The sequence below is a fragment of the Puia sp. P3 genome (assembly GCF_050632245.1).
Taxonomy (GTDB): Bacteria; Bacteroidota; Bacteroidia; order Chitinophagales; family Chitinophagaceae; genus Puia.
Map to the genome: position 1 here is coordinate 4,286,977 of NZ_CP192583.1, position 25,259 is coordinate 4,312,235.

The following is a 25,259-nucleotide window of genomic DNA, read 5'->3' on the forward strand; positions in this document are numbered from 1 at the left end:
GATTATTCGGGCCGCACAGGCTTCAGAAAGGCCCCCGTAATCGCCGCTCCCCCACCAACCAGCGCACCCACAAACCCTGTCACAAAGATCAGCAGATACGTCGATCCACCCAACGGAAGGATAGCCGCAACTTTCGCCGACAGAATACTCTGATTCGGCAGATCGATAGCCACCGCCAGACCGCCCCACAACAGCAGCAAAGCGATAAATCCGGAAAAGAACGCGAACAACGGCCGCTGCGGGATCAGCAGAGCCACTACAAACGCGGCAAGCGCAAAACTCCACCAGGGAAGGAAAAGCCCGCAGACAAAGGACAGCAGGGCTGTCAGAAGAATCGAGACGATCAGTTTCGCCATAATATTTTTATTTATTCAAAATGCATGACCCATTTTACCCGCTGGTCCCTCACCTCCTCCGGCCCCATCACCCAAAGAGGATAGTACCGCCCCGTCGCCCAGTAGTCGACAAAATTATCGTAGTACGGACTGCCCGGATTGCCGCTCTGGCCCCCCGGATAGACGCCATAAGCCTCCGTCTTGTTCGTCAGATGCACGATCATACGCCAGCTAGGCCCGTGAAACTGTTTCGCCGCATTGATACACCTCGCCCCCGCCGATCGGCAGATGCTCGCGGCTCAGCTGCGGGATCCGCAGCAGATGCCTGACCCAGGTATCCTTGTTCTTCGCCCAGGTGATCCGGTCGTTCTGCTCGTCCTGCCGCAATTGCGGGATGATCTTTAGAAAAGCATCCGTCACCTCCTGCGTCAGCCCCTCCTTCTGCGGCGTATTCACATTGTCCACAAAGGACCAGGCGGAATCTTTGATCAGCGCCTCCACTACCGTACTCTCCTGCGGACGCGTCATCGATACCGAAGCCTTCGAAAATTCGTCGTCCAGAATATTTTTATAGAGCTGGTTCCACCAGTAATTGAAAATGACCGGCCCTTCCTCCAGCGGATTGTTATAAAGATTCCACTGCCGCACCGTATTCAGATAACCCGTCGCCTTGTCATTCAGCTGCCCCCGGTCGATATACTTCAGCAGCAACGGCCTCGCCATCTCCGCAAAGACATCGTAGGTATTCGTCTGCATCTTCATCATATCCGCCGGCGTGATCGAATTCATATTGTTCAGCAGCCGGTTGATGATCAGCCCCCGGTAGATCGGAAAATCGCTTCCCAGATAGTAGGGATAGGTGGAATCCACCGGCTCCTGGTTGGCGCTGCTGACAAAACCCCGGTTGGCCGAGTCGGCGAACATATACGGATTCTCCTCCCTAGGGATACTCCGCTGCCACAGATAACTGCTGTCCTCGCCAGGCATCACATACAGCCCCTGTCCCTTCCAGCTGGCCGGGAACTCCCCTTCCTGCCTCATCGCCACCACACCCGACTTATCCGCAAAAACAAAATTCTGACCCGGACACTTGAAGGTCAGAAGCGCCTGCTTATAGTCGTCGTAGTTGCGGATCGACTGGAATCTGCTGAATGTAGCCATCTCGTTGGACGGATCGGCCGCCTTCCATCGCACCGCATAGCTACGGCTGCTCGCGACATCAGAAAAGCCCGTGAAACTCTCGTCAAACATCACCGGACCGAACACCGTCGTCATCACCGTATCGTAATAAGGCTGCTTTCCCCTTATCAGGATCGTATCGACACGCATCTCCGCCGCCTTCCACTCCTTGTTGAACCAGTACTCCCTGCGCGTCTCGTCCTTGAACCGTATGCTGTAATAATCCCGCACGTCCCGGCCCGCATTGGTGATACCCCACGCACAGTCGTCATTAAATCCGATGATGACAAACGGCGCCCCGGGAAAACTTACCCCGTATACATTATAGCCCGGCGTATGTATCTGCATCTGATACCAGATCGATGGCATCGTGGTGTTGAGGTGCGGATCGTTACAGAGTATCGGCGCATGGCTGATCGTCTTCGTCCCGCTGACTGCCCAGTTATTGCTGCCGTTGCTCTTCTCCGACCCCATCTCCCTGTCCGTGACCGTCACCGGATTGTTGAAATACAATGAGTCGGCGCCCGCCGGAGCCTTCGGCAAAAAAGAAGGGGTGAGGAATTTCGTCCCTTTCGGGATGATAGGATCCAGGCTGTCCTGGATGGACGGATACAGCTTGGCCATATCCTCCCTGCTGAAATAGCTCTTGGCGTTCGTCATCTCGAAATCATTGTCACCACCCGCCAGCTTCATAGGCCATATCCTTTATAAAAAGCGCGATCTTGAGATTGTTCCAGGGCTCGGGCTTATAGTTGAGCAGCTTGTACTCCAGCGGCAGGTCACCTTCCTTCAGCTGACCGATCCAGGCATTCACCCCGGCTGTATACGCGTCACAATCTTTTTTGGATACGCTGTCCTTTTCGATCTCCGCCAGCTCGGCCTTCGCCGCTTCCACCATCCCAAGCCTCCGCATCGACCGGTCGTATTTGATATAGACTTCGTCCTTTCCCGCACCCAGCACCTCACTCAACCTTCCCGCCGCGGCAAAGGTCTGGAACTCCATCTGCCATAGCCTGAACTTCGCGTGCAGATAGCCCTGTATATAACAAGCATCTGCCTCGCTTTTGGCATAAACATGCGGCACCAGGTATTCATCGAAATAGACCTCCCCCTTGCCCTCCAGCCCCGGCAAATGCACCGTCCCGTTAAAATCACTCCCCACGGGCTCCGCATTCTGCCAGAACCCATGCTGGGGACTGAGAAAGCTCCCCAGAACAGGAGTCTTCTTATCGTTACCCAGATCCCATTGGCGGTTGAGACAAAAGATAAGTCCGGCAGTCAGAAAGAGAGAGATAAGAAAAGGAACTATTCTCATACCGGTCGTTTCGACCAAATGTACTAAAATTTACCATTCTCTCCCCCGCTCCGGGATTTACCACCTTTCTCCTCCAAAATTTACCACAAAATGGTATTGTCCGGGAACCCCTGGCTCCGGACCTTTGTACCGTTATACAACATACCCTTGTAGTCGTACTCTTTCAACCTGGTTAAATCTTGTTTAATGTTAGTTCAGGTGGTTCAGGTAGATGATAGGCCGGTCTCAGTGATGAGCCGGCTTATTTTATTGATCTCCTCCTCCGTATTGAACGCGTGGAGCACGATCCTCAGCCGCTCGCTCCCCGCAGGCACAGTTGGCGACAGTATCGGCCGCACATCCAGTCCGGCCACCTGCAACACCCCCGCAACCCGCTTCACGGCGTCATTCCCCGGAATGATCACCAGCTTGTATCGGCGTTACACTGTCTACCCTCCCGTAAGGCAGAGACGCGGACCTGAACCGCTCCACCAGCCCCTGCAGCCGCTCCCGCTGCACATCCATACGGGGAAGCAGCCCATAAGCCACCGCGATTGCCCTCGCCGCAACAGGCGGCAATGCCGTAGTATAAATAAAGGACCGCGAAAAATTCACCAGATAACTCTTCAGCCGCTCACTCCCAAGCACCACCGCGCCATGACAACCTACCGCCTTTCCAAAGGTATGGACCCGCGCAAAACAATCCGCCTCAAGCCCCAGTTCCTGCACCAGCCCCGCACCCGCCGGCCCCACAACCCCCGTCGCATGCGCCTCGTCCACGATCAGGTGCGCCCCATATTGCCGGCAAAGCGCCACGATCTCAGCCAGCGGCGCCATATCCCCGTCCATCGAGAACACCGACTCCGTCACGACAAACACCGTCCCACCATCCACCCCGCGAAGTCTACGCTCCAGGTCACTAATATCATTATGCGCAAAGCCGAACGCCCTCGCAAAAGAAAGCCTCATCCCGTCCCTTATCGAAGCATGACTCAGCTCGTCGTATAATATAGTATCGCCCCGCTGCGGCACACTACTCAATATCCCCAGATTGGCGTCATACCCCGAATTGAAAAGAAGCCCCGCCGTCGCCGCATGGAACTCGGCCAGCATCCCTTCCACCTCCTCCGCCAGCGGGTAATTCCCCGCCAGCAGCCTCGACCCCATACTCCCATGCGCCCATACTCCCTCCCCCAATTTTTCTCGATCCATCCGTTAGTGGCCATCCCCAGATAGTCATTGGAACAAAGATCCACCATCCCCTCCGGCAGCCGCAACCGCCGAAGCGCATTATTCGCGCGACGCTCCTCCAACTTCCTGTCCAAAAATCCTCCATGTCCCTAATTTTCCGTCAAACCTACACAATTCCTACCTTTGCCCCATGGATACAGCGGAAGAACAAAAAAACATCCTCGGCCTCCAGCTCCCCACCGACCCGCGCTGGGTCGACCTGGCCACCATATCCCTCGAAGCCATCCTCACCGACCACGCCTGGTGCGAACAAAAAGCCGCCACCAGCTGCATCTCCCTGATCCAGCGCTACAGCGCAAAAGAACGACTCGTCATGGAACTATCCCCCATCGTAACCGAAGAATGGGGTCACTTCCGCCTTGTACTGGCGGAACTCAATAAACGCGGGCTCAAACTCGGCCCGCAACGAAAAGACATCTACGTCAACCGCCTCCTCGAATTCCAGGAGAAAGGCGGCAACCCCGACCAACGGTTCCTCGACAAACTGCTCATCTTCGCCCTCATCGAAGCCCGCAGCTGCGAACGCTTCAAACGCCTCAGCGAAGGCCTCCAGGACCCCTACCTCCGCAACTTCTACCGCCGCTTCATGGAAAGCGAAGCCGGACACTACCACCTCTTCATCGAACTCGCCGAACACTATATCGACAAACCCACAGTCCGCCAGCGATGGAAAGAATGGCTCGACTTCGAATTCCAACTCATGGCCTCCACCGAAGTCCGCGGCGACCGGATCCACTAGCCGCCGCACAAAAGCTCACCACTAAACCCGCGAAAGCCGCTCCAAATACAAATCCACATACTCGCCCACCCGTGGACGACGATACTGCATCACCCACCTCGGATGCGGCAACGGTATGATCTCCTTAAAAAACCCGTGCTGCTCATTCACCTTGCTGAAAAACTTATAATTCGTCCCCTCCCCCAAACAAAAACACGTAGAATACGTCGGCATCGTCTCCAGCTGCTTCCGAATACACTTCAGCATAAAAGGCTCAAAATCGCGCATCAGCGCCTTATCATCATAATAATTCAAATTCTTCCCATGCTTCGTAAACCCCAGCGGCGACATCGAAGTAAAAAAATACTTCCCATAGAACGTACGAACCCCGCCATACCCATGTATCATCTTATAAATAAACTCCCCCGACAACTCCGTCTTCTTCTTCATATCATTCGCGATCCCACACTCCCTCTCCAATAGCAACGGATCGGTGAACGGCACCCCGGTCACCCCCGCACCATGCCTCCCCGGATTAATGCCAAAAATGAACACCCGCGGCTTGTCATCCCCATAAAATTTTTCGTAGAACTGCGACGCCAGCTTCCACGTCGCCGGCACCACAAAAGGATTCATGATCTCAATTCCCTCCCCAACGGCAAAATCCGGCTTCAACCCCTTATAAAAACTCAGTATCGCAGCAGCCTGCGTATCATATTTTCGCGAACCCATAGGCAATAATTGCCCGCAAATTTAGATCATTTATCCCAGGCCACCCCCTTGCTCCCCCGGAAAAACCCCGCCCTCCTCGGCGCCGGCGCCTCATCTCCCTCCCCCTTCACGAACTTCCACAACATCGCATTCATCACAGCATCCGGCTGGTCATCCGCATGCGAAAAATCCAGCCCCTGGCCATCGCAGCCAGTTTCCCGCGCGATGGGTTCAACTCCCCAGGTCAACCCTCGCAGACCGGAAGTCAAACCCCTTCCCATCCACGGATGAGGCAAAACACCGCCACATCGGCGTCGCCGCGGCATCGAACTGCGTCATCGGCGGCATCCCCAGGATCAGCTCCATCGTCCTCAGCGCCGAAGACGTAGAATACATCGTATGGTCCACAAAACCCCTCTTCACCATGCCCCCCGCCAGATACGCCGTACTGCGGTGCGCATCCACATGATCCGGACCGTTCTGCGCGTCATCCTCCAGAATAAAAACCACCGTCTCCTTCCATACCGCGCTCTTCGACAAATGCGCGATCAGCATCCCCACCGCCAGATCATTGTCCGCCACATGCGCAAAAGGCGTAGGCCGCCCGGCAGCCGTACCCTCCGTATGATCGTTCGACAACCGCATCGTCATCAGCTGCGGCAGGGCCCCCGCCGCTACCAGCGAATCGAAATCCCGCTCCCACTGCCTTTCTCTCAGCGTATCGAACACATGCATATCCATACTGTGAAAACCCGTCGCAAAATGATCCCTCAGCACCGGTATATTCGCACGCCCATTGTCCGCAAACTCGCCATAGGTCCGGTAGCTCACCCCCGCCCGCTTCGCCTGATCCCAGATATATCCACCCTTGTTATCCCCCGTCTTCCGGTAACCGGACGATATCTCCGCCCCACCCCGACGCCCATACGAGGTCGGCCACCCCTTCTCCAGAAAATCCGTAGCATAGGCGCCCATGCTCCAGTTATGCCCGTCCGAACTGACCTCCCCGTCGACATAAAAATTGTCCAGCAGCACAAACTCCCTCGCCAGCGCATGCTGGTTGGGCGTGATCCGCTCACCAAACAACACCAGACTCGTGTCCCCGTTGCCCTGCGCCATATCCCCCAGCACCTGGTCATAGGTCCTGTTCTCCTTCAAAATATAAAGAACATGCTTTATCGGCGAAACATCCCCCACCCTCCGCGGCACCGGATTCCCCGCCTCACCGTCTGCCACCAGCTCCCCGCCTTCGTATACGGAGTATTGCGATAGACAGCCTTCGTATATTCCGCCAGCTCCGCATCCGAAGGTTCGCTAATAATACTCATGGTCCCCATCATCAATCCACCCCCGATATACTGAACCTTACTCACCGGCTGACTATCCCCCTGATGCAGCAACACCTTCTGCCCCGTTCCATACGGATTCGGACCATGGGGATTCGGATACGAACTAAACCCCTTTCCATTGGCCACATACAGCTTCCCGCCCACACACTTTACACTCGTCGGATACCAGCCCACCGGAATAAATCCCCGCGAAACACTCGCCCCCACGCGGCTAACGTCAAAGACCGCCAGACAGTTATTGTCCGCATTGGCGATATATAACTTCTTACCATCCCGGCTCAACGCCAGCCCGTTGGTCGTCGACCCGCTGGGCGCATCCGGATACAAAGCCGCATTCAGCACCTCCACCACCTTCCTCCCACGTACATCGATAACCGACACACTGTTATCATTCGCATTCGCGACATACAAATACTTCCCGTTCCCTGCAAGACACAATTCATTCGGATTATCCCCCACCGCAATACTGTCCGTAAACACCCCCGACCCGGTATTATACACCATCACCTTATCCCCACCCCACACGCTCACATACAACTCCTCCCCCGAAGGCGCCAGCGAGACAGGTATAGCCCTCCCCGCTCATCGGCAGCCGCCTCGCCACCCCATGATTCACCATATCCAGCACATAGAGACCGTTATCCTCCTTCGTCACCACATACAACAACCCCCTCCGCTCATCCACCGCCAGACCCGCCGGCGAGATCTTCACAGGCCAGGGCGCCCCCAGCCGGAAACTATCCGCCAGCGCCAACCTCCCCCACCCACACCATATTTCCAGATCACGTTGTCATTCCCACCCGATGCATACAGCGAACGCCCATCCCTTCCAAAGGCCAACCCATACCAGGACTTCGGAATAACCACACTATCCAGCTGACGCCCCGCGCGAACATCGAACAACTGTATCGTCTGTGTGCTCTGCCCATTATTGGTCACCGCCAGATACTTCCCGCTGCCGCTCACAGCAATATTCAACGGCAGATCGCCCAGCGGCAAACTCTTCCCCGCCGGCGATAGCGACCACCCATTCGGCAACTTCACCCTTTCGCCCTGTCCCTCACCAGGCCCCCCTCGTCTCCCCCGCCCCTGTAATAAACCATTTTCCCCCTGCCCCCAACAAAAAAAGGCAACAGTAAGACTACTGTCGCCAATGTTAAAAACGAACTGCTATTCTTATTCATAACAAGGAACCTATGACTTTTTCTTTATCAAAAAAACAGACGGCACCGGCCGCTCCCCCGTCTTGTCCGAAGGCTTGATCGTCTCCTTCCCATTGACCAGCATACAACTGCTCCCTCCTCCGTCCAGATTCAACGCCTCATAACACCCCAGATCCAGTAGCACCTTCGCCTCTTCGGCCAGCGTCACCCCCGTAGCCACACCCGGCGTACGCCCCTGCACAGCCAGCACGATCACCCGGCCATCCTTCGTATACCCGATCGCCGATCGCGGATGGATATCCTTCTCCCCGCGGAGGAACAACCCCTCCTCCTCATTCGTCACCCTGATCTTGCCTCCATACACCAGCACCGGCCCGCCGCCGACAACCGTCTCCATCTTCCACTTCTTCCAGTGCCGGTCCCCCAGCCCGGCCAGCGTCGGCACCGAATCCCGGCCATGCGCCACCACCGGCCCATCCTCGAACGCATAAGGCAGCGGCTGCGTCGTATCCGTGAACACCCACGCCACATCCGCCCTCCCCGACCTGTCGAAACCCATCGCGCTCCGCGTCGTATAAGTGAACAACGAATCCCCCTTTGGATGCCTCGACGGCTGATTCCACCCCACCAGCTTCCCATCCTTCACCACCACATTCAGATTGCCGTTAGTCCTGAAGGAAAAAAAGAAGTATTGATCACCACCAACGGCTCGCCCTCCTGCTTATAATACTCCATAGGCGTCAGCCGCTTCCCATACCCCACCTGCGTAGTAAACGCCAAACCCTCACTTTTCAACGGCGCTTCGACATAATACGCCACCGACAACCTGCCCTCCATCTTATCCTCCGTCCTGTACACATGTACTCCGGCAGGCAGCACCCCGAACGCCGAATCCACATTCGTCCAGGTCCACGCCGGCCCCCTCGGCACATTGCCGCTGCCCTTCTCCACTTTCACCAAATTGTCCGGATCCTGCGCCCCGCGAACCTGCGAGCGGGCGCCAATAGCCAAACCAACGGCTATTACCAATAAACCATATTTTACCATCCTGTATTTTGTTTAAGATTAGGATTCAACACTATCTCGCTGCCCGGTATCGGATCGTAATACATTTTATCATCCCATACCCTCGGTATATTCGCCAACCAGACGATATTTCCATAATTCCCCTGCGTCAGCTTCACCGTCTTATTGTCGATCACATAATAATACACCCCTTTGATCGTCGTTGCCGGCGTCGACGTAACGAACGACACATTCAACACCCCGTCCCCATTCATCGCAAAGGGTGTATTCATAGCAGGCACATACACCCCATTATACGGCATATTCATCAGCAGCCCCATCTTCCAGCGCCGGATATCATCCCACCGGAAACCCTCCAGCATCAGCTCCACACCCCGCTCGCGCCTGATCTCTAAAAGTACGGCATCGGAAATTGTATTCAAAAAATACTGCTGCAGATAAGGGTCGGCGGTAGCCGGCATCGCTGTATTCGTGATCCCCGCACGGCTGCGGAGAGCCCCGATCGTATTATTCCAGTCCGCCCCCGTCAGCGTCCCCAGCTCTTCCTTCGCCTCCGCCAGATTCAGCAGCACCTCGGCATAACGGAAGATAGCAACGGAATTGCTGTTGTGCGAATTGGTGTTGACCGCAGGATCGTCGACATTGAACTTCAGCGGCTGATAACCCGTGAACGTAAAGCTGTAATCGGGTGGCGCAGATACACCCGTCGAATACTTGTACCTGTTACAACGGATCGACTGCTGCAGCCGCAGGTCCCGGTTCGCCGTCTCGTTCGGGAACGAAATGGTATCGAAATTCGGCGCATCGGTGAACCGCGAACCGTCCCTGTTCAGATAGGTATCGATGAACGCCTTCACCGGACTCGTCCTGTTCCCCAGCGTCGCACTGGTAAAATAAGCGTTCGCGTTATGCCACAGCTTCAGACCGTCACTGTATACAAAGGCGAGAATGACTTCATCCGACAACGGACCCGTCGTCGTCGTAAAGACCGCCCGGTAGTCCAGTGAAGGGCTGCCCGTCGAATGCAGCTTGTAGTTGCCGGACGCCATCAGCGCCGTAGCCGCATCCACCGAATTCTGAAACCAAATAGCCGCCGAACCCGTCAACCCCAGTTCCGTATGATATTTCCGGAAGCTGCCTTCGAATAACCCCACCCTCGATTTCAGCGCCAGCGCCGTCCATTTGGTGATGGTCGAACACCCCCATCCTTGGCCGCAGGCGCATGCGCGATCGCATAGTCCAGATCCGCCTCGACGGAATCCATGACCAGGGTCCTTGGATCACGCGGCTTATACATCGAGGAATCGGTCGTACCCAGCGCCGTCCCCACCCAGGGAACATCCCCGAACTCTTTTACCATATTGTAATACCACCACGCCCTGAAGAACCGCGCAATACCCGAATACATATTCCGAACACTGTCCGAAATGGCCGGATTGACATTGTTCTGCAGAAAATAGTTGATATTTCGCAGCTCCGGCCAGGAACCCGTCGCGGCCGGAGCCCTCGACCACGCATTGGCGTTTAAAGGATTATTGGCATTCACCTGCGCCGTCATGATCGCCGGCACATTATTCCCCGAAATATAATCCGACGTGTTGTCCGCCGTGAACATCGTGTTTGCGCTCGGCATCTGGTAGACATAAAAGGAATTGGTGTACAACTGCAGATCACTCACCGTCTTGAAGGCCGAACCCGGATTCAGACTGGTGAACGGTTCCTTGTCAAGGTATTTCCTGCATCCTGGCAGCGCACCCGCAACAACCAGCAATATGATGATCGGTTTAATGAATTTCATATATCGTTTTTAAAAAGTTAAATTGATCCCCGCCGTGAACGTCTTCAGCATGGGATAAGAGTATCCGTTACCACTGCCCGAGTTGACCTCGGGATCAGACCCGTTGATGACCTCCGGATCATAGTTCGCAGCATACCGGTGCAGCGGCGTAAAGGTGAACATATTCTGCCCCGTGAAATAAACCTTCGCACCCGCCAGACCCGCCTTCGTGCACCAGGCCTTCGGCAGGCTGTAGGAAACATTCAGATTCTTCAGCCGCACATACGCCGCATTCTGCAGATACCTGCTCTGCACCACGGCCAGCTCGCGCGTGCCGCTCAGCGCCACATAACCGCGGTACCTCGGATAGTAGGCATTCGGCTTCTCCGGCGACCAGACATCCTTCATCATATAGGCCGGCATCCACTCGTAAGGACGATTATACTGCCCCCAGAAACCGCCAGCTCTCGATACCAGGCCACCAGTCCTGCTTTCCTACGCCACTGGAAGAACGCGGCGATCGAAATACCCTTCCACGTCGCGCCCAGATTGAAGCCGAAAAGATACCGCGGCGTCGAATTCCCGATGATCGTCAGATCCCCGTGATCCGCAAGCGTACCCCTTGCCATTGTTGATCACACCCTTATTGTTGATATCCCTGAACTTGATATCCCCCGGAAGGATAACATTCGAATTGCTCACCGTGAAATAGGACTGGTTGGCGTGACTGTTGATATCCTGCTGGTCCCTGAACAGCCCCTCCGTCACGAAGCCCCAGATCTCACCCGGATGCATCCCCTTGTAATAGGTAGCCGGCGTCAGGGAATAGGGAACTGAATACGGTATGATACCGCTCGGGTTGTAGAACTTCGTGATCTCCGACGTATTATCCGAAAGCACCAGCCCCACCGAGAAGCTCAGGTCCTTCGTGATATTGCTATGCCATGAAGGCGAGAACTCCCAGCCCGACGTCCTCAGATTGGCATTGTTCCCGTTCGGCACCGCAGCGCCAAACACCGCCGGCAGCGGCTGTCCCGCCGTGAAATTCCCCGTCGAATACCGGACATAGTAGTCAAAACTGATGCGAAGCCTGTTCTGAAGAAAGCTCGCATCCACCCCTTCATCCACCGTAGTGGACTTCTCCCAGGTCAAACCCGTCGGGATGACATTCGGAGCCGACGTATACGTCGGGAAGCCGCCATTGATCGAGATACCGCCCGACTGACGCACGCTCATGATAGGATTGAACAGATAAGGGTTGATCTGGCCGTTCCCAAGACTTCCGACCGAAGCCCGCAGCTTCAGGTTGTTCAGCCATCCGGCCGTCCCGTCCATAAAATTCTCCTTCGAAATAACCCAACCCGCGGAAATCGACGGGAAGAAACCAAACCTCGAATAGGAGGGGAACTTCGACGACCCGTCATACCTGCCGTTGATCTCCACCAGATACTTGTCCTTATAAGCATAATTGCCCCGAAAAAAGATACCGAAGATCGACCACTCGTTGCCCGCCGCCGTCAGCACATAGTTCGTTCCGTTCAGCAAACTCAGGTTCGGCTGCGTGGGATCGATGATACCGTCCCGCTGGATATACGTACTGTCGAACCGCTGGTCCTCCACATTCAGACCCGCCAGCAGTTGCACGGCATGATCGCCGAAATTCTTGTGCGCCGACGCATAGAGGTTCGCCGCATAATACTGCGTCACCGCCGTCGCCCTGGTCAGCATATTGTTGGTATTCGTAGCGGTCATCCCAGGCCCCTGACTAGTAGGTCACCGGACGGTAGACGCCGTCTACCGTGTTGTTCGTATTGGCATAGGTAAAATCCCCCTTCAGGCTCAGCAGATTCTTCACGATATCCGCGCTGAAGGAGGCGGTGTTGCGAAAATAGATCTGGTTCGTGACAGTATTGTTGAGACCCGTATAAAAATCCCCCACCGAAGAATAGGACTGCGGGGTCAGCGTGCCGTCCGGGTTCAGCAGAATAGCCAGTGGATTGGTGGCTACCGCGAAATTGGCCCAGACCGGCGTCTTGTTGTTGTTGACGGGATAGAAATAGTTGTAGTTGTTGAAGTCGATATTATCACTCAGCGTCAGCCAGGGACGAACGACAATATCACCCTTCGCACGCAGGTTGATCCGCTTGAAATGATCCGGGCTATAGCGGAATACCCGCCCTGGTCATAATACCGGCCGGAGATATAAAAATCGGCATTCTGACTGCTCCCCGGAAATACTCAGCGAATTGTCCGTCGCAGGCGTATTTTGACGATACAGCTGGCTGATCCAGTCGGTGCTTCCATAATACAGGTATTTCCCCGTCGCAGGATCCACCACCGCCTGAGGCAGCGACGGATTGTTCTTCCTTGCCAGCAGGGAGTCGAAACCCGCATCCGTATTCGGGAAATAGCCGTTCACCGTGCTGGGAGGCGTCTTGTAGTCATACCAGGTGCATTGTACGCGTCGACATAGGCCTTACCCCAGGCATAGCCGTCATTCACCAGCTTCGGCGTCACCGTCTTCTGGTTGATGGAATAGCTGCTGTTGAAATTCATCGTCACCTTTCCCCTCTTCGGACTCTTCGTATTGATCAGCACTACGCCGAACGCTCCGCGCGCGCCATAGATCGCCGCCGAAGCGGCGTCTTTCAGCACAGTGACGCTCTCGATATCGTCGGGGTTCAGCAGACTCGGATCACCCGATACGCCGTCGATCAATACCAATGCGGATGCCTGACCGCCCGCGCCGATAGACGTAAGACCGCGGATATTATAGGTGGGGTTCCGCGTCGGCTTGCCATCCGACATGAAGATATTGAGGTTGGGAACGACGCCCTGCAACCCCCGGCTGACATTCGGAGACGGCCTGTCCTGAAAGACCTCGCCACCCACCTGCGTAACCGCCCCCGTAAGATCACCCTTCCGCTGACTGCCATACCCCACGACCACAAATTGGTCGAGGTCATTAGCCCCTTCGGAAAGCCGCACCAGCAGCGTATTGTTCTCATTGGGCTTGACAAGAAAACCCCTGACGGTCTTCGACGTATACCCTATATGGGTAACCGTAAAATTATAGGTCTTACCCGCGGTAAGCGCGCGGAAAACGAATACCCCCCGATCATTGGACTGGATTGTAAAATTCTCCGGAGAATGCCCGTCGCTCGCCCTGATACTGGCGCCGGGCAGCGGCTCTCCCTTATCTGTCGCAATGGTACCGGTAACTACTCCGGTGAGCGACTGAGCCGCAACGCCCACCCTCAGCAACACGAAGAATAGCAGCGAACTGAATGTGTAAAAGACTTTCATTGTTTACTTGTTTTAAGGCAAAAGATTATCCTTTCGCGTCCCCGCGTTAAAAATTTTAAAGTCGTTTGGAAAAGGTTGTGGCTAATTACCGCGCCGGACCACCCGATACCCGCCCGGCTGTTCGACAATATCGAGGTTATTCATCCCCGCGAGCAATCGAAGGAATACATCTAAAGAATCTGTATTCTCCACCGCACCGGTAAAATTAAGACCGGCCAGATCGGATGCCCGGTAACTAAATTTTGTATTATATCTCGCCCCCAGCTTCCGGAAAACAGCCGTCAGCGGGCTGTTATTGAAAGCTAAAGCCGCCTTATCGGCGATCACCTCCTTCCCGCCCTTCAACACCGGCTTCCCGAACCGGCTCACCCTGGCTACCATCCGCCTGCTGTCATAGTCTATCTGCTCCCCCGGAACCAAATAAACGTCCTTGTTCAAACCCATCACCACGACCTTTCCGGAATACAGCTTCACCGTCTCATTGCCGCGCGTGTTCACCGAGAACACCGTACCCAGCGCCGTAGTAGCCAACCAGCGGCCATGCACCGTAAAAGGATGGACCCGGTCTTTCACAACGTCGAATTCCGCCGATCCGACCAGCCAGCTATCCCGGCCCGCCGCCCCGAAAGAATCGGCATAACGCAGAGCTGAATGCGCATACAGCTTCACGCGTGAACCGTCGGGCAGTACGGCAGCCGACACGCTGTCCGTTTCATTCGTCCTGTACACCCAGCTCACAGCTCCCTGCTCACCCGCCGCTACAGCGACACTTCCCGCCGGCCCGCTCTTACTCCAAAAACCCATCCGCTCACAACCAGAAGAACGACCGCCGCCGCCACCGCCGGCCAGTACATCCTCCGCACCGGCCTCGGGAACAGCTGCCCCCTCAGCTCCCGCAGCACATCCTCCTGGTGGAAGCACCGGCCCCACCGACGCAGGCTCCACAGCCTCCCATTCACCGAGACCCACCTCCTCCGGATGCTGCTGCAGATAATCCAGCACGGCGACAGATTCCTGCTCGTCACATTCGCTGGCAAAAACTTCCGGATCAGACTTTTGGTAACTTCCATGCAGTAGGTAGATTGTGCTCCTACCAATGTATACGTTTGTGGGAAAGGGTTACCACTGCCGGTAACATTAAGTTAATATAGACCGCGGATATGACGCAGGGCCTTCGTCATATGGTCTTCTACCGTCTTGAGCGAGATGGATAGCAGCTCCGCTATCTCTTTGTAGGAATGGCCCTGTACGCGGCTGAGCAAAAAACGCGCTTACGCACAGGCGGGAGACTGCGCGTAAGCGATAACAAATGATCCGAAGCCTCCAGGAGCCCATCGGGCGCCGCTTCGGCTGCGGGCTGAGCCTCTCTGTGTTCGAGCACTTTCCTCCGCTGAACACCCTCCCTCCTCAAATAATCGATAAACACCCCCGCAGCAATATGGAACAACTGAGTATCCAGTGAGATAGTATCGGTAAGAGTATGGCGAAACTCCCACAGCTTGATAAAAGCCAGCTGCGCCACCTCCCGGGCCACAGCCGCGGACCGGGTCCGCTTCAGGAAATGATGATATACCTTGGGATAATACAGGTTAAAAGCCGCCGTGAAGGTCTCCCTCAGTCATCATCCCGATCCCCTCCTTTGACCGACTTGACCTCAGACTTCACAAAAGCCGCCCTTACCGGCGCCGGAACCACCGCATTCTCTCCCTTCACCGCCTTCCACAACATCGCATTCATCACCCAGTCGGGCTGCGCATCCTCATGCGAGAAATCCAGCCCCTTCGCCATCGCCGCCAGCTTGCCCCTGCTGGGATTGATGTCCAGCAGATTGATGCTCTCCTGCTTCGCAACAAAAGGCGTCAGATCGGCCTGTCCCATAAAGCTCCTCCACATCGGCACCGCCGCCGCATCGTACTGCGTCATCGGCTGCAGCCCCAGGATCAGCTCCATCGTATGCAGCACCGACGAGGTCGTATACATGGTATGATCGACATAACGACGTTTGACAAATCCACCGGCCATATAGGCAGGGCTACGGTGCGCGTCCACATGATCCGGACCGTTCTGCGCGTCGTCCTCCAGGACAAATACCACACTTTCTTTCCAGATAGGACTCTTCGACAAATGCTCCACGAACAAACCCACCGCAAGATCATTGTCCGCGACATGGGCAAACGGCGTCGGCCTACCCGGCGTCGTACCCTCCGTATGGTCGTTGCCGAACCTGACGACCTGGAAAGCCGGTACCGCATTCACCGCCACCAGCGAATCGAACTCCTGCATCCATTTATAGGCCCTCGCCGTGTCGAAGATATGCTGGTCCATATTCTTGAAATAAGGACAGAAATGCCCTTCCAGCACAGGTATCGCCGGCTTGTCATGACCATTCTTGTCCTTATTGATGAACTCCCCATAGGTCCGGTAGCTCACCCCCGCCTTCGCGCACTGGTCCCAGATATAAGACCTGTCCAGCACCGTCGGCGTACTATAATTGCCCCCGCGATGACCATAAGCCGAAGGCCAGATCTTCTCCATATAGTCCGTTGCATAGGCGCCCATGCTCCACTGATGCCCGTCCGCGCTGACCTCGCCGTCCACATAGAAATTGTCCAGCAGCACGAACTCCTTCGCCAGCGCGTGCTGGTTCGGCGTGACCTTCTCCCCGAACAACACCAGACTCGTATCCCCGTTGCCCTCCGTTATATCCCCCAGCACCTGGTCATAGGTCCTGTTCTCTTTAATAATATAAAAGACATGCTTGATCGGCGATACATCCCCGACCCTGCCCGGTACAGGATTCCCTGCCTCACCACCCACATTCACCAGCTCGGTCTCCTTCTTATAAGGAGTGTTCTTATATACGGCCTGCGTATACACCTTCAGCTGCTCGTCCGAAGGCGCTGGGATCATGCTCAGCGACCCCATCAGCAGACCGCCGCCGATATACTGCTCGCGGATCTTCTTGTTCCTGACCGAATCCCCCTGATGAAGAAAGACGCGCTGACGCACATCCACCGGATTGGGCCCGTGCGGATTCGGCAGGGAAGAAAACCCTTTGCCATTGGCCACGAACACCTGCTTGCCGATCACCCTGACACAGCTGGGATACCAGCCCGTGGGAATAAACCCGAGCGACGCACTCGCCCCCGGCTTACGCACGTCGAAAACAGCCAGACAGTTATTGTCCGCATCCGCCACATACAGCGTCTTCCCGTCCGCGCTCAGCGCCACGCCATTGGTCGTACTGCCGACCCCTGGACTCCGGATACAACGCCGCATTCAGCGTCTCCAGCACCTTACGGCCCTTGATATCTACCACCGACACGCTGTTGTCGAGCGCATTGGCCACATATAAATACTGCCCGTTCTCGGAAAGACAAAGATCATTCGGATGATCTCCCACGGCCACACTATCCGTAAATACATTCGATTCGGTATTATATACCGCGATCATCCTGCTCCCCCACTCGGAGACATATAATTCTTTTTTGTCCGGCGACAGCAGACAGGTATACCCTTCGCTGCTCAGCGGCAGCTGGCGTACCACCTTGCCATCGCGAAGACCAATAACATACAGGCTATTATTCTCCTTTGTAACGACATACAGCAGCTGACGCCGGTCATCGATCGCAATCCCCGTCGGCGATACCTTACCCGACATCCGCTCACCCATACGGATGGTGTCGTCATTCACCAGCTTGCCATTCTTGATGGAGTATTTGATGATCCAGTTGTCATTCCCGCCCGAGACGTATAAAGATTTTTCGTCAGCGGTAAAGGCGATCCCGCCCCACGCAATCCCGATCTCGACGCTGTCCAGCTGCCGACCGGCCCTGGTGTCCATCAGCTGAATAGACTGAACGCTCTGGCCATTATTGGTGATCGCCGCATACTTCCCCGTCCGGCTCACCGCGATATTCAGCGGCAGATCGCCCAGCGGAAGGCTGGTGCCGACCGGCGTCAGCGACCACCCATTGGGCAGCTGAACCCTTCGGGCTTCCAGTGTAGGCAGATCGATAATTCCAGGAGAAACAGGACGTTTGGGCTGGGCATTTGCCGAAATAAGGGATACCGGGGTAAGGACCCCGACCAGAGCTTTTTTCATGGAAAAACATTGAGTAACGCAAAGCTACTCACAGCCCGTCGGAAAAATTGTGGGCTTATATTAAGCCTGTATTAACACTAAAATATTCCAGCTCTTCTTTCAGGTCAAGATAAGGATACTGCCGGGCCAGCTCGGCAGTCTTCTCCCTAAAATTTGCTAAAAACTGTCTGTGAGCATTCGTCTCCGGCTGAAACGCCCGATGCTTCCTCGCTATCACGATCTTCTTCACCTCCTCCATCAACCGCTGCGACTCCTCGCCGATACAAGCCGCCGCAAACCTCTCCAGCACAAACTGCGTCGCCGGATAGTTCGGGTGTACCATATCGATATCATAAAAACGGTAGTCCCTCAGCACGTCGATCACCAGCTCATATGCAGGAAAATAATAAAGTCGGTCGAACTTGCCCACCAGATGATGCACCGCCTCCAGCAGCCGCGCCATTGCTGCGGTTATTCTCCACCACCCCATCCCGGATATGACGCACCGGACTAACGGTAAAGATTACCCTCAGGTCTGGTTTGAAATACCGTAGCTTGTACAGACAGCCGTCCAGCGCCTCATTGATCTCCTCGATCGTCATCAGGTGCTTGGTGAACGTCTGCGCCGGAGCCCGGTGACAGTTGGCGACAGGCAGCCCGTCCTTCAGCCGGTACGAGAAAGCACTCCCCAGCGTAATCACCAGCCAGTCTGTCTTCTTCAGGAACTCGTGCGCCCTCTGCTGCGAAGCGTTGATCCCCCTTAAACATTCTTCCTTGTCGATATTCGAAAACCGGCTATGGTGCTGCCAGCTCTGCCACAGCTCGTTGAAATAGACCAGGTCCTCCTCTTTATACAGCTTCGGCTCGATATAGCTGACCAGACTCGACGCCACACTCGCCGCGTCGAAAAGGATCCCGTTCGGGTTCTGCAGCAGGTCGAACTTCCAGTCCTTCAGGCTGTTGCCGATATGCTCCGTAAAACACGAACCCGTCAGCAGCAGCCTTTCCCCATAGCTGATCGGCTGAGGCAGCGCCGGAATAGTTATCGGTACCTGAAACTCCATCTTTATACAAAAATTTCGCCCGCGAGACGCAGACTTTCCTTTAACGCAGCGCTATCCAGAGAAGGTAACAAGTTCTTCTCCCCGAAATGCCGGATCATCCATTCCGTATCCATATTTCCTACCAGATCGTTCCCCGCCATCGGACAACCGCCGATACCCTTCAGCGCGCCGTCAAATCGAAGACAACCCGCCTCCAGCGCCGCGTCGATCTTCGCCTTCCTGCCGTGCGGTGTGGAATGAAGATGCACGCCAATGGTGCACTGCGGCAGCTCCTTTATCAGATAGCTCGTCACCGAGAATACCTGCTCCGGTGTCGCCAGGCCTACCGTGTCCGCGACAGACAGCGTTTTTACCCCCAATTTAGCCAGCGCCGCCGCCCATTCATACACGATCTCCTCCGACCAGGGTCCCCGTAAGGATTCCCAAACCCCATCGACAGATACACGACCAGCTCCTTCTCCCTCATCGCGCAGAGCTCCTGCATCTCCTCTACCGTCGCGAACGAACCCTCGATAGTCTTATTCGTATTGCGCAGCTGAAAGGTCTCCGAGACCGAGAAGGGAAATCCAAGATAAGCAACGGAGTCATACCCCGCCGCCATATCCGCTCCCCTGAAATTCGCCACGATAGCCAGTAGACGGGTTCGGCTATTGCGCATATCCAGTCCCCTCAGCACCTCCGCCGTATCCGCCATCTGCGGGATCGCACGCGGCGAAACAAAACTTCCGAAATCCAGCACGTCAAACCCCACCCGCAACAACGAATTCAGATATTCTATCTTCTTCGCCGTCGGTATAATATGCGGCCAGCCCTGCATAGCATCCCGCGGACACTCAACCAGGTTTACCATATAAACGATTTTTCATTGCTTCATACAAAATGATACCCGCCGCCACGCTAACATTCAGCGAATCGAAATCCCCGGCCATGGGTATCGTAAAATGCTCGTCCGCCGCTTTTCTGATATACGCCTGAACCCCGTGGCCCTCGCTCCCCATCACTATACAACAGGGCTCCCCCAGCGGAAGTTCGAAAACACGCGTCGGCGCCTTCATCTCGCTCGTAAATACCTTTATCCCGTTCAGATGCAACTCGTCCACCGCCTTCAGCAGACTGGACACCCTGCACACCTGTATCCTTTCGAGTGCGCCCGCCGAAGACTTCATCGCCTCCTCGTTCAGCGCCCCCGTCCCCTTGTCCGGGATGATCAGCGCCTGCGCGCCGCACACCAAAGCGCTCCTGGCGATCGCCCCGATATTCCGCACATCCGTCACCCCGTCCAGCATGACGAACAACGGCACGCTTCCCGATCCCACCACATGGTCGATCACCTGCTGCAGATCCATATACTGCACCAGCCCCGCAAACGCCACTACCCCTGGTGATTGGCCTTCGTCAGCGAGTTCAGTTTCTCCCCGGGCACCACCTGCACCGGGATATTGAATCCGCGCGCCAGCTGCCGGATATCGGCAACCGCATCACCGCTGGTATTTCGTTGTAACAGGATCTTGTCGACAGCCCTGCCCGACCGGATCGCTTCGATCACCGGCTGACGACCAATTATAAGTTGACTTTTCTTCATCCGATCGATAATTTACCTCCCAGTACTAACAACTTCACCCGCTGAATACCCGCAACAGACATCGAGTCCGTTATCTCTCCCCTCTCTACCATCTGCCAGGCCTCCTCGAAATGCACCCGTTTCACAACCAGCTGCTCCGTCTCCTCAGGCATCGCCTCCCGCTGCTCCAGCCCCCGCGCCAGATAGACCATGGCCTTCTCGTCACTGACGGAATTGGACAGATGCATATCCAGCAGATGCGTCCACTCCTTCGCCACCAGCCCCGTCTCCTCCCGCAGCTCGCGCTTCGCCGACTCCACCGGCGGCTCATCCGGATTTCCCCCTCCTTCGGGTATCTCCCAGCTATACTGGTCGAGTGTGAACCGGTACTGTCCCACCAGCCACGTATACCCTTCCTCGTCCAGCGGCAGGACCCCGATGGCGAGTCCCTTGAAATGAACCTTGCCATAGATACCCTTGCCTCCGCTGGGATTCACCACATCGTATTCCGTGACGCGGATCCACTTGTTGTCGTATACAGCCCGCTCACCAAGTATCGTCCATGGATTTTCGTTCATTCCCCAAAAATAAAAAAATCGACCGCGTCTGGACAGAAAGTACGCGGTCGATTTTTTCACAATGTCCGGCAAAAATTTTGCCGGGGGCCTCCCGACAGGGAAGCTTTTAATATAGTAGCCGTAACACTATTTAAGGTTAAACGCCTTCTTCACCTTAGGCACATAGTCCAGCTTCTCCCAGGTGAAAAGCTCGACCTTCTTCCTGAGCTCCTTTCCACCAGGCGCGATGAACACCTTCTCGATCACCTGCGGCTGACGGCCCATACTGACCATAAGCAGCGGTTTCGCTGTAGATAGGATTGCGCAGCTTCAGGCGTTGCTCGATAAAATAAGGACGCATATCGAACAGTTCCATGACCTTCTTCGCGATCTGACCATCGGTCAGCTTCACCTTCGCCGTACCATAGGTATTGACGTTGATGCTGGTAGGCTGAGCCACGCCGATAGCATAGGACACCTGGACCAGAACTTCGTCGGCTACACCCGCAGCAACCAGGTTCTTGGCGATATGACGCGTAGCGTAAGCAGCAGAACGGTCTACCTTGGAAGGATCTTTACCGGAGAACGCACCACCACCGTGAGCGCCCTTGCCACCATACGTATCTACGATGATCTTACGGCCGGTCAGACCCGTGTCGCCATGAGGACCACCGATCACGAATTTACCCGTGGGGTTGATATGATACTTGATCTTATCGTTGAACAGTTTGGCGTATTTCTTATACTTGGACTTCACGCGGGGGATCAGGATATTGATGATATCTTCCTTGATCTTGGCCTGCATCTTCGACTCCGTATCGAAATCGTCGTGCTGCGTGCTGACAACGATCGCGTCGATACGAACCGGCTTGTTATGGTCGTCGTATTCCAGCGTCACCTGGCTCTTGGCGTCAGGACGCAGATACTTGATCGCCTTGTTCTCGCGACGCAGCGCCGCCAGTTCCAGCAGGATCTTGTGAGCCAGATCCAGCGCCAGAGGCATATAGTCTTCGGTTTCGTTGCTCGCATAGCCGAACATCATCCCCTGATCACCAGCGCCCTGCTCTTCTTTCTTCTTCTTGTCGACGCCCTGGTTGATATCGGAAGACTGTTCGTGAATAGCAGAAAAGATCCCGCAGGAATTAGCCTCGAACATATATTCGCTCTTCGTATAGCCGATCTTACGGATAACCTCACGGGCAATATCCTGTACGTCCAGATAAGCCTTCGACTTTACTTCGCCGGCCAGAACGACCTGCCCCGTGGTCACGAGCGTCTCACAGGCAACTTTGGACTGAGGGTCAAATGCAAGGAAATGATCGATCAACGCATCCGATATCTGGTCTGCGACTTTATCCGGATGTCCTTCAGAAACGCTTTCGCTCGTGAATAAATAAGGCATTGTGTTTTAAAGATTTAATTAATGTAATGGGTTGGCGACGCATTCTTGGCTGATCGCAACGCAAAGATTCGCCGCAAATATAAATCATTTACTCAGATCAGTATACAACTGCAAATAATCTGTTAAATCCGACTCCGCGTTGAAGGAAAGCACCTTCTTGCCCCTGATCTTTCCGAACTCTTCAACCAGTTTCTTATCGACCTTTTCGGCGCCAAAGGTGATCGCATCGGCATAAGTGGCTCCGCCGCGGAACAGGGCGCTGTTGCTGGCGTCCTTATAAGGCTCGAGATCCTTATCCTTCATAGTGGCGTGAATATTGGCCGTCTTCAGAAAATCCGGCCCCAGCTTTTCCTTGAATGTATTCTGCCCGATCGTGAACACACACTTGCTGTGAGCAAACACCGGCTCCTTCTTATATACAGTCTTAAGATATAAAGGGATCAGCCCCGTCATCCAGCCGCTGCAATGGATAACGTCCGGGGGCCAGCCGAACTTCTTCACCGTCTCCAACGCCCCTTTGCAATAAAAAACAGTTCTTAAACCATTGTCTTCGAACCACTTATCACCTTCGTCGTGAAAAATGAACTTGCGCTTGAAGAGGTCCTCGTTGTCCAGAAAATATACCTGAAGACGCGCATTGGGGAGAGATGCTACTTTGATCTGTAATGGATAATCATCGTTGTCAACCGAGACGTTGATACCCGAAAGCCGAACCACCTCGTGAAGACGATGCCTCCTCTCATTCACCACACCAAACCGGGGCATAATACAACGCACTTCAAAACCATTGTCATTTGATTTAATTGCCAGCTTATTAACGATCTCTGCAAATTCCGTCAGCTCTAAATAGGGCGACATTTCGTTGGCAATAAATAAAATTCGCTTTTTTTGTAGCATTATTTTACAATAATTGTTGAGACCAGACCTTAAAGAAACTCAATGAAATAGTTTGCAAAGGTACAATTTTTATTGTAAAATCGGCGCTGTAGGCCGTTTTGGACGCTTAAATCCCTAAAAAAATGATTTTATTTAAAAAAACCGGTGACCTGCACCGGTGGTTGGACCAGACAAGGAATTCGAATGACACTATCGGTTTCGTACCCACTATGGGAGCCCTCCACGAGGGTCATATATCACTTATAGATATATCAAAAAGATCGGCCGGAATCACCGTTTGTTCCGTCTTCGTCAACCCAACTCAGTTCAACGACCCGAAGGACTATCAAAAATATCCGATCACCATCGAAAAAGATATCGCCCTGCTCGAAGCCGCCGGCGTCGACGCCCTTTTCCTTCCCGAGGTCGGCGAGATGTATCCCAACGGCACCACCAACCTCGAAAGGTATGACCTCGGCCGCCTCGAAACCATCCTCGAAGGCAAATACCGCCCCGGCCACTTCCGGGGCGTCTGCCGGGTCATGCGCCGCCTTCTCGACCTCGTCCGCCCCGACGACCTCTTCATGGGCTCCAAAGACTACCAGCAATGTATGATCGTCCAGCGCCTTATTCAATTGATGGATTGGTCTGTCCGCCTCCACCGCTGCCCAATCGTCCGCGAACCCGACGGCCTTGCGATGAGCAGCCGCAACGCCCGCCTCTCCCCCGACGAACGCCAGCGCGCCACGGCCATTTACCAGGCCCTTCTTGCCCTCAGATCCGGCGCCCCCCTCTCCACCGCCGAAGAGATCCTCGCCGCTTCCCGGTTCCGAACCGACTACATCTCCATCTGCGACCCCGAAACCCTCGAACCCGTCCCACCCTCTCCCAACACCGTCGCCCTCATCGCCGCCTTCCAGGGCGAAGTCCGCCTCATCGACAATATGATTCTATGAGACCTGGCCCCGGTGGCGAGGAGCCCAACGTCAGTTGGGCGACGAGCCCGCAAACATTTTTGTCCTAACTTTGTGCCCTCAAAAAATAAACCATGGACATCGAAATCCTCAAATCCAAAGTCCACCGTGCCACCATCACTGAAGCCAACCTCAACTACGTCGGTAGCCTCACCCTCGACGAAGACCTGATGGACGCTGCGAACATGATCGAAAACGAAAAAGTCCAGGTCGTCAACGTCAACAACGGCTCCCGCATCGAAACCTATCTTATAAAAGGCAAACGCGGCTCAGGCACCTGCTGCCTCAACGGCCCCGCTGCAAGGCAGGGTGCAGTGGGCGATATCGTCATCATCATCTCCTACGCACACATGGAATTCGAAAAAGCAAAGACCTTCAAGCCCTGGATCGTTTTTCCGAAAGAAGGAAATAAGCTGTAACTTGTACCAGTTATGAAGAAAAAATTCTGGTCCTGTTACAATATCTCTTTTTCGCTGCTCTCGCAGCGTTTTTTGTGTGGCTCAGCCTCAAAGGCATGACCAGGGATGACCGTACCCGCCTCGAAGACGCCCTGCACCGCGCCAACTACTGGCTCCTGATCCCCGTGCTCGGCTTCCTCCTCCTCAGTCATTGGATCCGCGCGCTTCGCTGGC

Annotated in this window: 39 protein-coding genes; 3 read left to right on the forward strand and 36 right to left on the reverse strand. The window is 55.0% G+C overall.

The features are described 5' to 3' along the window. Window positions 1-2 precede the first annotated feature (2 nt). The 6 genes from ACQ86N_RS26740 to ACQ86N_RS26765 all read right to left on the reverse strand — a co-directional run bounded on the left by ACQ86N_RS26740 (window position 3) and on the right by ACQ86N_RS26765 (window position 4,020). Window positions 3-356 carry a hypothetical protein gene (locus ACQ86N_RS26740; RefSeq protein ID WP_431209716.1) on the reverse strand — a complete coding sequence of 118 codons (354 nt, stop codon included), beginning with the start codon at window positions 354-356 and terminating at the stop codon, window positions 3-5. An 11-nt stretch (window positions 357-367) separates the two neighbouring features. Continuing rightward, window positions 368-559 carry a penicillin acylase family protein gene (locus ACQ86N_RS26745; RefSeq protein ID WP_431209717.1) on the reverse strand — a complete coding sequence of 64 codons (192 nt, stop codon included), beginning with the start codon at window positions 557-559 and terminating at the stop codon, window positions 368-370. Between the two features lie 7 nt (window positions 560-566). Then, a complete protein-coding gene (locus ACQ86N_RS26750; protein WP_431209718.1) occupies window positions 567-2,207 on the reverse strand; it encodes a penicillin acylase family protein in 1,641 nt (546 codons plus the stop codon). Then, window positions 2,188-2,829, reverse strand: a complete 642-nt coding sequence (locus ACQ86N_RS26755; protein WP_431209719.1) for a penicillin acylase family protein — start codon at window positions 2,827-2,829, stop codon at window positions 2,188-2,190. The genes ACQ86N_RS26750 and ACQ86N_RS26755 overlap by 20 nt, the downstream gene beginning before the upstream one ends. 203 nt (window positions 2,830-3,032) lie before the next feature. Further along, the gene (locus ACQ86N_RS26760; protein ID WP_431209720.1) at window positions 3,033-3,233 is read right to left on the reverse strand and encodes a hypothetical protein; all 201 of its coding nucleotides are present in this window, start codon (window positions 3,231-3,233) and stop codon (window positions 3,033-3,035) included. Beyond that, the gene (locus ACQ86N_RS26765) at window positions 3,214-4,020 is read right to left on the reverse strand and encodes an aminotransferase class I/II-fold pyridoxal phosphate-dependent enzyme (protein ID WP_431209721.1); all 807 of its coding nucleotides are present in this window, start codon (window positions 4,018-4,020) and stop codon (window positions 3,214-3,216) included. Before ACQ86N_RS26765 ends, ACQ86N_RS26760 begins: the two co-directional genes overlap by 20 nt. A gap of 169 nt (window positions 4,021-4,189) precedes the next feature. On the opposite strand from ACQ86N_RS26765, the gene ACQ86N_RS26770 reads away from it, so the two are divergent. Beyond that, window positions 4,190-4,798 carry a tRNA-(ms[2]io[6]A)-hydroxylase gene (locus ACQ86N_RS26770; protein ID WP_431209722.1) on the forward strand — a complete coding sequence of 203 codons (609 nt, stop codon included), beginning with the start codon at window positions 4,190-4,192 and terminating at the stop codon, window positions 4,796-4,798. A 21-nt stretch (window positions 4,799-4,819) separates the two neighbouring features. Here ACQ86N_RS26770 and ACQ86N_RS26775 read toward each other — a convergent pair whose 3' ends face one another. From ACQ86N_RS26775 to ACQ86N_RS26915, 29 genes are all read right to left on the reverse strand, one after another. Further along, the gene (locus ACQ86N_RS26775; RefSeq protein ID WP_431209723.1) at window positions 4,820-5,509 is read right to left on the reverse strand and encodes a uracil-DNA glycosylase family protein; all 690 of its coding nucleotides are present in this window, start codon (window positions 5,507-5,509) and stop codon (window positions 4,820-4,822) included. Window positions 5,510-5,535: 26 nt separating this feature from the next. After that, window positions 5,536-5,736, reverse strand: a complete 201-nt coding sequence (locus tag ACQ86N_RS26780) for a hypothetical protein (protein WP_431209724.1) — start codon at window positions 5,734-5,736, stop codon at window positions 5,536-5,538. After that, the gene (locus ACQ86N_RS26785; protein WP_431209725.1) at window positions 5,720-6,724 is read right to left on the reverse strand and encodes an alkaline phosphatase family protein; all 1,005 of its coding nucleotides are present in this window, start codon (window positions 6,722-6,724) and stop codon (window positions 5,720-5,722) included. Before ACQ86N_RS26785 ends, ACQ86N_RS26780 begins: the two co-directional genes overlap by 17 nt. After that, window positions 6,664-7,368 (reverse strand): YncE family protein, encoded by a 705-nt coding sequence (locus ACQ86N_RS26790; RefSeq protein WP_431209726.1) that lies wholly within the window; start codon window positions 7,366-7,368, stop codon window positions 6,664-6,666. The genes ACQ86N_RS26785 and ACQ86N_RS26790 overlap by 61 nt, the downstream gene beginning before the upstream one ends. Next, window positions 7,346-7,549, reverse strand: coding sequence for a hypothetical protein (locus tag ACQ86N_RS26795; RefSeq protein WP_431209727.1), 204 nt, complete (start codon window positions 7,547-7,549; stop codon window positions 7,346-7,348). Before ACQ86N_RS26795 ends, ACQ86N_RS26790 begins: the two co-directional genes overlap by 23 nt. After that, a complete protein-coding gene (locus tag ACQ86N_RS26800; protein ID WP_431209728.1) occupies window positions 7,546-7,881 on the reverse strand; it encodes a YncE family protein in 336 nt (111 codons plus the stop codon). The genes ACQ86N_RS26795 and ACQ86N_RS26800 overlap by 4 nt, the downstream gene beginning before the upstream one ends. 150 nt (window positions 7,882-8,031) lie before the next feature. Beyond that, the gene (locus ACQ86N_RS26805) at window positions 8,032-8,652 is read right to left on the reverse strand and encodes a phosphodiester glycosidase family protein (protein ID WP_431209729.1); all 621 of its coding nucleotides are present in this window, start codon (window positions 8,650-8,652) and stop codon (window positions 8,032-8,034) included. Between the two features lie 2 nt (window positions 8,653-8,654). Beyond that, the gene (locus ACQ86N_RS26810) at window positions 8,655-9,047 is read right to left on the reverse strand and encodes a hypothetical protein (protein WP_431209730.1); all 393 of its coding nucleotides are present in this window, start codon (window positions 9,045-9,047) and stop codon (window positions 8,655-8,657) included. Next, entirely contained in the window at window positions 9,041-10,180 is a 1,140-nt protein-coding gene (locus tag ACQ86N_RS26815) for a RagB/SusD family nutrient uptake outer membrane protein (protein WP_431209731.1), read from the reverse strand. Before ACQ86N_RS26815 ends, ACQ86N_RS26810 begins: the two co-directional genes overlap by 7 nt. Window positions 10,181-10,188: 8 nt before the next feature. After that, entirely contained in the window at window positions 10,189-10,824 is a 636-nt protein-coding gene (locus ACQ86N_RS26820) for a RagB/SusD family nutrient uptake outer membrane protein (RefSeq protein ID WP_431209732.1), read from the reverse strand. A gap of 9 nt (window positions 10,825-10,833) precedes the next feature. Further along, complete coding sequence (locus ACQ86N_RS26825; protein ID WP_431209733.1) at window positions 10,834-11,226, reverse strand: hypothetical protein; 393 nt, start codon at window positions 11,224-11,226, stop codon at window positions 10,834-10,836. Window positions 11,227-11,298: 72 nt separating this feature from the next. Then, on the reverse strand, window positions 11,299-12,555 hold the full coding sequence (locus tag ACQ86N_RS26830) for a hypothetical protein (protein WP_431209734.1): 1,257 nt from the start codon (window positions 12,553-12,555) through the stop codon (window positions 11,299-11,301). A 13-nt stretch (window positions 12,556-12,568) separates the two neighbouring features. Further along, window positions 12,569-12,742 (reverse strand): hypothetical protein, encoded by a 174-nt coding sequence (locus tag ACQ86N_RS26835; protein ID WP_431209735.1) that lies wholly within the window; start codon window positions 12,740-12,742, stop codon window positions 12,569-12,571. Between the two features lie 243 nt (window positions 12,743-12,985). Beyond that, window positions 12,986-13,222: a hypothetical protein gene (locus ACQ86N_RS26840; protein WP_431209736.1), complete on the reverse strand. Its 237-nt coding sequence runs from the start codon at window positions 13,220-13,222 to the stop codon at window positions 12,986-12,988. Further along, window positions 13,219-14,109 carry a TonB-dependent receptor plug domain-containing protein gene (locus ACQ86N_RS26845; RefSeq protein ID WP_431209737.1) on the reverse strand — a complete coding sequence of 297 codons (891 nt, stop codon included), beginning with the start codon at window positions 14,107-14,109 and terminating at the stop codon, window positions 13,219-13,221. Before ACQ86N_RS26845 ends, ACQ86N_RS26840 begins: the two co-directional genes overlap by 4 nt. An 81-nt stretch (window positions 14,110-14,190) precedes the next feature. After that, complete coding sequence (locus ACQ86N_RS26850; RefSeq protein ID WP_431209738.1) at window positions 14,191-15,111, reverse strand: FecR family protein; 921 nt, start codon at window positions 15,109-15,111, stop codon at window positions 14,191-14,193. Between the two features lie 140 nt (window positions 15,112-15,251). Further along, window positions 15,252-15,371 (reverse strand): sigma factor-like helix-turn-helix DNA-binding protein, encoded by a 120-nt coding sequence (locus ACQ86N_RS26855; protein ID WP_431209739.1) that lies wholly within the window; start codon window positions 15,369-15,371, stop codon window positions 15,252-15,254. Next, window positions 15,332-15,643 carry an RNA polymerase sigma factor gene (locus ACQ86N_RS26860; protein ID WP_431209740.1) on the reverse strand — a complete coding sequence of 104 codons (312 nt, stop codon included), beginning with the start codon at window positions 15,641-15,643 and terminating at the stop codon, window positions 15,332-15,334. Before ACQ86N_RS26860 ends, ACQ86N_RS26855 begins: the two co-directional genes overlap by 40 nt. A gap of 80 nt (window positions 15,644-15,723) precedes the next feature. Continuing rightward, on the reverse strand, window positions 15,724-17,340 hold the full coding sequence (locus ACQ86N_RS26865; RefSeq protein ID WP_431209741.1) for a bifunctional YncE family protein/alkaline phosphatase family protein: 1,617 nt from the start codon (window positions 17,338-17,340) through the stop codon (window positions 15,724-15,726). Continuing rightward, window positions 17,288-18,214, reverse strand: a complete 927-nt coding sequence (locus ACQ86N_RS26870) for a YncE family protein (RefSeq protein WP_431209742.1) — start codon at window positions 18,212-18,214, stop codon at window positions 17,288-17,290. The genes ACQ86N_RS26865 and ACQ86N_RS26870 overlap by 53 nt, the downstream gene beginning before the upstream one ends. Before the next feature lie 55 nt (window positions 18,215-18,269). Then, window positions 18,270-18,623 carry a GSCFA domain-containing protein gene (locus ACQ86N_RS26875; protein WP_431209743.1) on the reverse strand — a complete coding sequence of 118 codons (354 nt, stop codon included), beginning with the start codon at window positions 18,621-18,623 and terminating at the stop codon, window positions 18,270-18,272. Then, window positions 18,583-19,257, reverse strand: a complete 675-nt coding sequence (locus ACQ86N_RS26880) for a GSCFA domain-containing protein (protein ID WP_431209744.1) — start codon at window positions 19,255-19,257, stop codon at window positions 18,583-18,585. The genes ACQ86N_RS26875 and ACQ86N_RS26880 overlap by 41 nt, the downstream gene beginning before the upstream one ends. A gap of 2 nt (window positions 19,258-19,259) precedes the next feature. Then, window positions 19,260-19,646 (reverse strand): hypothetical protein, encoded by a 387-nt coding sequence (locus tag ACQ86N_RS26885; RefSeq protein ID WP_431209745.1) that lies wholly within the window; start codon window positions 19,644-19,646, stop codon window positions 19,260-19,262. Beyond that, window positions 19,607-20,107, reverse strand: coding sequence for a hypothetical protein (locus ACQ86N_RS26890; RefSeq protein WP_431209746.1), 501 nt, complete (start codon window positions 20,105-20,107; stop codon window positions 19,607-19,609). The genes ACQ86N_RS26885 and ACQ86N_RS26890 overlap by 40 nt, the downstream gene beginning before the upstream one ends. Further along, window positions 20,091-20,630 (reverse strand): TrmH family RNA methyltransferase, encoded by a 540-nt coding sequence (locus tag ACQ86N_RS26895; protein WP_431209747.1) that lies wholly within the window; start codon window positions 20,628-20,630, stop codon window positions 20,091-20,093. The genes ACQ86N_RS26890 and ACQ86N_RS26895 overlap by 17 nt, the downstream gene beginning before the upstream one ends. Continuing rightward, window positions 20,630-20,839 carry an RNA methyltransferase substrate-binding domain-containing protein gene (locus ACQ86N_RS26900; RefSeq protein ID WP_431209748.1) on the reverse strand — a complete coding sequence of 70 codons (210 nt, stop codon included), beginning with the start codon at window positions 20,837-20,839 and terminating at the stop codon, window positions 20,630-20,632. Before ACQ86N_RS26900 ends, ACQ86N_RS26895 begins: the two co-directional genes overlap by 1 nt. Continuing rightward, entirely contained in the window at window positions 20,836-21,396 is a 561-nt protein-coding gene (locus ACQ86N_RS26905) for an NUDIX domain-containing protein (RefSeq protein ID WP_431209749.1), read from the reverse strand. Before ACQ86N_RS26905 ends, ACQ86N_RS26900 begins: the two co-directional genes overlap by 4 nt. Before the next feature lie 154 nt (window positions 21,397-21,550). Then, entirely contained in the window at window positions 21,551-22,777 is a 1,227-nt protein-coding gene (gene metK, locus ACQ86N_RS26910; protein WP_431209750.1) for a methionine adenosyltransferase, read from the reverse strand. 84 nt (window positions 22,778-22,861) lie between these two features. Further along, on the reverse strand, window positions 22,862-23,674 hold the full coding sequence (locus ACQ86N_RS26915; protein ID WP_431209751.1) for a glycogen/starch synthase: 813 nt from the start codon (window positions 23,672-23,674) through the stop codon (window positions 22,862-22,864). 122 nt (window positions 23,675-23,796) lie between these two features. On the opposite strand from ACQ86N_RS26915, the gene panC reads away from it, so the two are divergent. Beyond that, a complete protein-coding gene (gene panC, locus ACQ86N_RS26920; RefSeq protein WP_431209752.1) occupies window positions 23,797-24,609 on the forward strand; it encodes a pantoate--beta-alanine ligase in 813 nt (270 codons plus the stop codon). Between the two features lie 92 nt (window positions 24,610-24,701). After that, window positions 24,702-25,046 (forward strand): aspartate 1-decarboxylase, encoded by a 345-nt coding sequence (gene panD, locus ACQ86N_RS26925; RefSeq protein ID WP_431209753.1) that lies wholly within the window; start codon window positions 24,702-24,704, stop codon window positions 25,044-25,046. Window positions 25,047-25,081: 35 nt separating this feature from the next. Here the strand turns inward: panD and ACQ86N_RS26930 are convergent, their stop codons facing one another. Beyond that, window positions 25,082-25,237: a hypothetical protein gene (locus tag ACQ86N_RS26930; protein ID WP_431209754.1), complete on the reverse strand. Its 156-nt coding sequence runs from the start codon at window positions 25,235-25,237 to the stop codon at window positions 25,082-25,084. Window positions 25,238-25,259 lie beyond the last annotated feature (22 nt).